We start from the raw sequence: 339 nt of genomic DNA, 5'->3' as shown, positions 1-339 counted from the left end.
TTGATGAATAATTTTTTAGAGAGTTTGATCCTGGCTCAGGATGAACGCTGGCGGCATGCCTAACACATGCAAGTCGAACGGAGCACCCCTGACGGAGTTTTCGGACAACGGAAGGGAATGCTTAGTGGCGGACGGGTGAGTAACGCGTGAGGAACCTGCCTTTCAGTGGGGGATAACACATCGAAAGATGTGCTAATACCGCATAACATAGCGATGGGACATCCCATTGTTATCAAAGATTTATTGCTGAAAGATGGCCTCGCGTCCAATTAGCTAGTTGGTGAGGTAACGGCCCACCAAGGCGACGATTGGTAGCCGGACTGAGAGGTTGAACGGCCA

1 rRNA gene is annotated in these 339 nt (G+C 50.4%); it reads left to right on the top strand.

The features are described from left to right. Window positions 1-12: 12 nt before the first annotated feature. Window positions 13-339, top strand: a 16S ribosomal RNA gene (locus tag H6A25_RS12565); the annotation flags it as partial.

This window comes from Intestinimonas butyriciproducens (genome assembly GCF_016901775.1).
In the GTDB taxonomy this organism is placed as follows: domain Bacteria; phylum Bacillota; class Clostridia; order Oscillospirales; family Butyricicoccaceae; genus Pseudobutyricicoccus.
This window is presented reverse-complemented; position numbering and strand designations above follow the sequence as displayed.